We start from the raw sequence: 6,044 nt of genomic DNA on the forward strand, positions 1-6,044 counted from the left end.
GTCTGGGTGTGACCGCGGCGCCCCCGCGCGGGGCGCCGGCGCCGGACATCCGCTGGACACGGCGACCCGCGCGGGGCAGATGGCGCGCATGAACCTCGATGCCCGCTTTCCGGCGATCTCCGACCTGCGCGCCCGCGCCCGGGCCCGTGTGCCGCGTTTCGTCTGGGACTATCTCGACAGCGCGACGGGCGACGAGAGCGTCCCCCGGCGCAACCGCGCGGCGCTGGACGCGGTGCGCTTCTATCCCTCGGTGCTGCACGGCGAGGTCACGCCAGACCTCTCGGCGGAGCTCTTCGGGCATCGCCACCCCCTGCCCTTCGGCGCGGCGCCGCTCGGCATGTCGGGGCTGATCTGGCCGGGCGCGGAGCGCATGATCGCCCGCGCCGCCGCGGCCGAGGGGCTGCCCGCCGGGCTTTCGACGGTGGCGACCCGGCCGCCCGAGGAGATCGGGCCGATCGCCGCGCCGCACGGCTGGTTCCAGCTCTACCCGCCGCGCGACGAAGGCATCCGCGCCGACATGCTGAAGCGCGCGCGCGCGGCGGGGTTCCCGGTGCTCGTGCTCACCGTGGACGTGCCGGTGCCGAGCCGGCGGGAGCGGCAGACGCGCTCGGGGCTGACGATCCCGCCGAAGCTCACGCCGCGGCTGATGGCACAGATGGCCGCGCGCCCGGGCTGGAGCCTCGCCACGGCGCGCGCGGGACTGCCGCGGCTCAGGACGCTCGACCCGTATGTGGAGGGTGCGGGGCGCGGCCTGCCCTCGACGGGGCACGTCGGCTACATGCTGCGCACCTCCCCCGATCTGGACTACCTGCGCTGGCTCCGCGCACACTGGGACGGGCCGCTCGTCGTGAAGGGCGTGCTCCGGGCCGAGGACGCCGCGCTCTGCGAGGCCGAGGGCGTCGACGCGGTCTGGGTCTCGAACCACGCCGGGCGACAGTTCGACGCGGCGCCCGCCACGGCCGAGGCGCTGCCCGCGATCCGCGCGGCGACGCGCCTGCCGCTCGTCTTCGACGGGGGCATCGAGGGCGGGCTCGACATCCTGCGCGCCGTCGCGCTCGGCGCGGATTTCGTGATGCTGGGGCGGGCGTGGCATTATGCCGTCGCCGCGCTCGGCGCCGAGGGGCCGGGGCACCTGATCGACATCCTGCGCAAGGATCTGATCGCCAACATGGGCCAGCTCGGGGCGAGCCGGTTGTCGGATGTGGCCGCGCGGCGCGTCTGAGGCGGCGTTTCGCGCCGTTTACGACCCCGGCGAAACCGCATAGTCAAAGGGCGACGCGACGGAGGGACAGCGCCGATGACGGAATTCCGCAAGATCCTGGTGGCCAACCGGGGCGAGATCGCCATCCGCGTGATGCGCGCCGCCAACGAGATGGGCAAGCGCACGGTCGGCATCTACGCCGAGGAAGACAAGCTCTCGCTGCACCGTTTCAAGGCGGACGAGGCCTATCGCATCGGCGAGGGGCTCGGCCCGGTGCAGGCCTATCTCTCGATCCCCGAGATCATCCGCGTGGCGAAGGCCTGCGGCGCCGACGCGATCCACCCGGGCTACGGCCTCCTGTCGGAGAACCCGGACTTCGTGGAGGCCTGCGCGGCCGCCGGCATCGCCTTCATCGGGCCGCGGGCCGAGACGATGCGCCGGCTCGGCGACAAGGCCAGCGCCCGGCGCGTGGCGATCGAGGCGGGCGTGCCGGTGATCCCGGCGACCGAGGTGCTCGGCGAGGACATGGCGGCGATCCGGACCGAGGCCGCCGCGATCGGCTATCCCCTGATGCTCAAGGCGAGCTGGGGCGGCGGCGGCCGGGGCATGCGGCCGATCCAGTCCGAGGACGAACTGGAGGAGAAGGTCCGCGAGGGCCGCCGCGAGGCCGAGGCCGCCTTCGGCAACGGCGAAGGCTACCTCGAGAAGATGATCCCGCGCGCGCGACACGTGGAGGTGCAGGTCCTCGGCGACCGGCACGGCGCCATCTATCACCTCTTCGAGCGCGACTGCTCCGTGCAGCGGCGCAACCAGAAGGTCGTGGAGCGCGCGCCGGCCCCCTACCTCACCGATGCGCAGCGCGCCGAACTCTGCGAACTCGGCCGCAAGATCGCGGCGCATGTGGGGTATCAGTGCGCGGGCACCGTCGAGTTCCTGATGGACATGGAGACGGGCCGTTTCTACTTCATCGAGGTGAACCCGCGCATCCAGGTCGAGCATACCGTGACCGAGGAGGTCACCGGCATCGACATCGTGCGCGCGCAGATCCTCGTGACCGAGGGCAAGACGCTCTCCGAGGCGACGGGCATGGCGAGCCAGGGCGATATCGCGCTCAACGGCCACGCGCTGCAGACCCGGATCACCACCGAGGACCCGCAGAACAACTTCATCCCCGACTACGGGCGCATCACCGCCTACCGCTCGGCGACCGGCATGGGCATCCGCCTCGACGGCGGCACGGCCTACGCGGGCGGCGTCATCACGCGCTATTACGATTCGCTCCTGGTGAAGGTCACCGCCTGGGCGCCGGCGCCCGAACAGGCGATCGCGCGGATGGATCGCGCGCTGCGCGAGTTCCGCATCCGGGGCGTCGCCACCAACATCGCCTTCGTCGAGAACCTGCTCAAGCACCCGAAGTTCCTCGAGAACGATTACTCGACGCGCTTCATCGACGAGACGCCGGAGCTCTTCGACTTCCCCGAGCGCAAGGACCGCGGCACCAAGGTGCTGACCTACATCGCCGACGTGACGGTGAACGGCCACCCCGAGACCAAGGACCGCCCGCGCCCGCGCGCCGATCTGAAGGCGCCGAAGCCGCCGCGCCTGCGCGCCGAAGAGCCCGCGGCCGGCACGCGCACCCTGCTCGAGGAAAAGGGTCCGCAGGCGGTGGCCGACTGGCTGGCCGCGCAGCCACAGCTTCTGATCACCGACACCACGATGCGCGACGGGCACCAGTCACTGCTGGCCACGCGGATGCGCTCGCTCGACATGATCCGGGTGGCACCGGCCTACGCGCACAACCTGCCGCAGCTTTTCAGCGTCGAATGCTGGGGCGGCGCGACCTTCGACGTCGCCTATCGCTTCCTGCAGGAATGCCCGTGGCAGCGGCTGCGCGACCTGCGCGCGGCCATGCCCAACGTCATGACGCAGATGCTGCTGCGCGGCGCGAACGGCGTGGGCTATACCAACTACCCCGACAACGTGGTGCAGGAGTTCGTGCGGCAGGCCGCCGCCTCCGGCATCGACGTCTTCCGCGTCTTCGACAGCCTCAACTGGGTCGAGAACATGCGCGTCGCCATGGACGCGGTGGTGGCGAACGGCAAGGTCTGCGAGGGCGCGATCTGCTACACCGGCGATATCCTCGACCCCGACCGCGCGAAGTACGACCTGAAATATTACGTCGAGATGGGCAAGGCCCTGCGCGACGCGGGCGCGCATATCCTCGGGCTGAAGGACATGGCGGGCCTGCTGAAGCCCGCCGCCGCGCGCGCGCTCTTCACCGCGCTCAAGGACGAGGTGGGCCTGCCCATCCACTTCCACACCCATGACACCGCCGGGATCGCCGCCGGCACGATCCTCGCCGCCGCCGAGACGGGGGTCGACGCGGTAGACTGCGCGATGGACGCGCTTTCGGGCAACACGAGCCAGGCGACGCTCGGCACCATCGTCGCGGCGCTGGCGCATACCGAGCGGGACACCGGGCTCGACGCGGACGCGGTGCGCGAGATCTCGAATTACTGGGAGGCGGTGCGCCACCACTACGCCGCCTTCGAGAGCGGGCTGCAGTCGCCCGCCTCCGAGGTCTACCTGCACGAGATGCCCGGCGGGCAGTTCACCAACCTCAAGGCGCAGGCGCGCTCCCTCGGCCTCGAGGAACGCTGGCACGAGATCGCGCACGCCTACGCCGAGGTGAACGACATGTTCGGCGACATCGTGAAGGTCACGCCGTCCTCGAAGGTCGTGGGCGACATGGCGCTGATGATGGTCAGCCAGAACCTGACCCGCGCCGACGTCGAGAACCCCGACAAGGAGGTGAGCTTCCCCGATTCGGTGATCGACATGATGCGCGGCAACCTCGGCCAGCCGCCGGGCGGCTTTCCGGAGGGCATCGTGCAGCGCATCCTCAAGGGCGAGGCGCCGAACACCGAGCGCCCCGGCGCGCATCTGCCGCCCGAGGACCTGGAGGCGCGGCGCCGCGAGGCCAGCGAGGCGCTCGGCGGTGCCGAGATCGACGACGAGGACCTGAACGGATACCTGATGTATCCCAAGGTCTTCACAGACTACGCGCGCCGCCACGAGATCTACGGCCCCGTGCGCACCCTGCCCACGCGCACCTTCTTCTACGGCATGGAACCGGGCGAGGAGATCACCGCCGAGATCGACCCCGGCAAGACGCTGGAAGTCCGCCTCGTCGCGGTCGGCGAGACCCAGGAGGAAGGCGACGTGCGCGTCTTCTTCGAGTTGAACGGCCAGCCGCGCGTCGTGCGCGTGCCCGACCGCAAGGTGAAGGCCGAGGCCGCCGCGCGGCCGAAGGCCGAGGTCGGCAACCCCGCCCATGTGGGGGCCCCGATGCCGGGCGTGGTGGCGAGCGTCTCGGTCAAGCCGGGGCAGAAGGTGGCCGAGGGCGATCTGCTGCTCACCATCGAGGCGATGAAGATGGAGACGGGCCTGCACGCCGAACGCGACGGCGTGGTGAAGGCGGTCCAGGTGCAGGCCGGCGCGCAGATCGACGCCAAGGACCTGCTGGTCGAATACGAGTGACAGGGAGCGCGCCATGACCTTCATCGTCACGCCGATCTACGCGGGGCTCCTCGGCCTGCTGTTCGTCGGCCTCAGCCTCTGGGTCGTCATGGGCCGCGTGCGCACGCGGGCGGCCTCGGGCGACGCGGGCGACCCGGCGCTTTCGGACGCGATCCGCGCGCACGGCAATTTCGCCGAATACGTGCCGCTCGCGCTGATCCTCATGGCGATGGGCGAGGCGCTCGGGATGCCGGCGGTGGCGCTGCACCTCTACGGCGCCGCGCTGCTCGTGGCGCGGACGATGCACGCGGCCGGCATGGCGCGCCGGCCCAACGTGCCGGCGCTGCGCGGCGGCGGCTGGCTTCTGACGGTGCTTGTGCTGCTGGCCGGCGCGCTCGGCGTGCTCGGTCACGCACTGCTTTGAGCGCGGTGGCGAATTTCCCCTTGCAGCCGTGCGCCGATCTTTATATCTCCCCGCTACCTGACCGGGCGGGCGTAGCTCAGGGGTAGAGCATTACCTTGCCAAGGTAAGGGTCGTGAGTTCGAATCTCATCGCCCGCTCCAGTCAGGTCTGACCGGGCCACGTGCCCGGATGCGAGCGGGCGTAGCTCAGGGGTAGAGCATTACCTTGCCAAGGTAAGGGTCGTGAGTTCGAATCTCATCGCCCGCTCCAGACACCATGCAACGAGGCAGCCGACAGTTCACCGGACGGTGATCGCCTGATCGCGCCACATCTCAGCACTGTATTCCGATCGCAGCCCGTCCTGGCCTTCTGAAGCCTGGCCTTCTGAAGCCTTGCGAACGGCCCGACGCGCACCCGGTCCGCTGATCTTCTCCAGCACTTCGGCGTGCTGCTCTGCGGACAGGTGGGCGTGCTGAGCCTCGGGATCGAGGGAATCATGACCTTCGGTGCTAGGATCGGCTGGCGGGGCGGAGCGCCTCGGACGCGTTGCGCGCCAGGCTGCGGCCGGCCTCGCGCATGGTGTAGTAGGTCTCGTCCGCGCCGGCCTCGGTGATCTTGGCCACGTCGTCCTCGTAGAGCGCATGCGCGACGATCGGCCCCTCGAAGCCGCGCGACCGGAGTTCGCGCGCCGCGATCAGCTTGGCTTCGACATCGTCCATCGCGAGCACGGCGGCACGGATGCCGTCGAGGCGAACGCCGCTCCAGAAATTGCTGTCCTCGGCGTCGGCGAAGATCACGCGGCGGCCGGCGTCGGTGTGCGTGTTCGCCTTGTAGGTGTCGGCGTCGAGGCCGACGGGCCGCCAGCCCTCCTCTGCCAGCGCCTCGTAGGCGGCCGAGCCGGTGCGCCCCATCCCGAAGACC

4 protein-coding genes and 2 tRNA genes are annotated in these 6,044 nt (G+C 70.6%); 5 read left to right on the forward strand and 1 reads right to left on the reverse strand.

The features are described 5' to 3' along the window. Nucleotides 1–79: 79 nt before the first annotated feature. The 5 genes from ACESL7_RS11880 (at nt 80) to ACESL7_RS11900 (ending at nt 5,393) form a co-directional block, all read left to right on the forward strand. Nucleotides 80–1,222, forward strand: coding sequence for an alpha-hydroxy acid oxidase (locus ACESL7_RS11880; protein WP_372893538.1), 1,143 nt, complete (start codon nt 80–82; stop codon nt 1,220–1,222). A 75-nt stretch (nt 1,223–1,297) separates the two neighbouring features. Next, a complete protein-coding gene (locus tag ACESL7_RS11885) occupies nt 1,298–4,741 on the forward strand; it encodes a pyruvate carboxylase (RefSeq protein ID WP_372893535.1) in 3,444 nt (1,147 codons plus the stop codon). A gap of 13 nt (nt 4,742–4,754) precedes the next feature. Continuing rightward, the gene (locus ACESL7_RS11890) at nt 4,755–5,144 is read left to right on the forward strand and encodes an MAPEG family protein (protein WP_372893536.1); all 390 of its coding nucleotides are present in this window, start codon (nt 4,755–4,757) and stop codon (nt 5,142–5,144) included. Between the two features lie 65 nt (nt 5,145–5,209). Next, nucleotides 5,210–5,284, forward strand: a tRNA-Gly gene (locus ACESL7_RS11895). Between the two features lie 34 nt (nt 5,285–5,318). Then, nucleotides 5,319–5,393, forward strand: a tRNA-Gly gene (locus tag ACESL7_RS11900). Nucleotides 5,394–5,632: 239 nt separating this feature from the next. Here ACESL7_RS11900 and ACESL7_RS11905 read toward each other — a convergent pair. Beyond that, nucleotides 5,633–6,044 (reverse strand): NAD-binding protein (locus ACESL7_RS11905; RefSeq protein WP_372893537.1); only part of this gene is annotated, 412 nt, incomplete at its 5' end.

The organism is Rhodosalinus sp., assembly GCF_041685465.1.
GTDB lineage: Bacteria > Pseudomonadota > Alphaproteobacteria > Rhodobacterales > Rhodobacteraceae > Rhodosalinus.

Coding starts and splice junctions, on each gene's coding strand:
- ACESL7_RS11880 (WP_372893538.1), top strand. CDS start 80: ATGGCGCGCATGAACCTCGATGCCCGCTTTCCGGCGATCTCCGACCTG.
- ACESL7_RS11885 (WP_372893535.1), top strand. CDS start 1,298: ATGACGGAATTCCGCAAGATCCTGGTGGCCAACCGGGGCGAGATCGCC.
- ACESL7_RS11890 (WP_372893536.1), top strand. CDS start 4,755: ATGACCTTCATCGTCACGCCGATCTACGCGGGGCTCCTCGGCCTGCTG.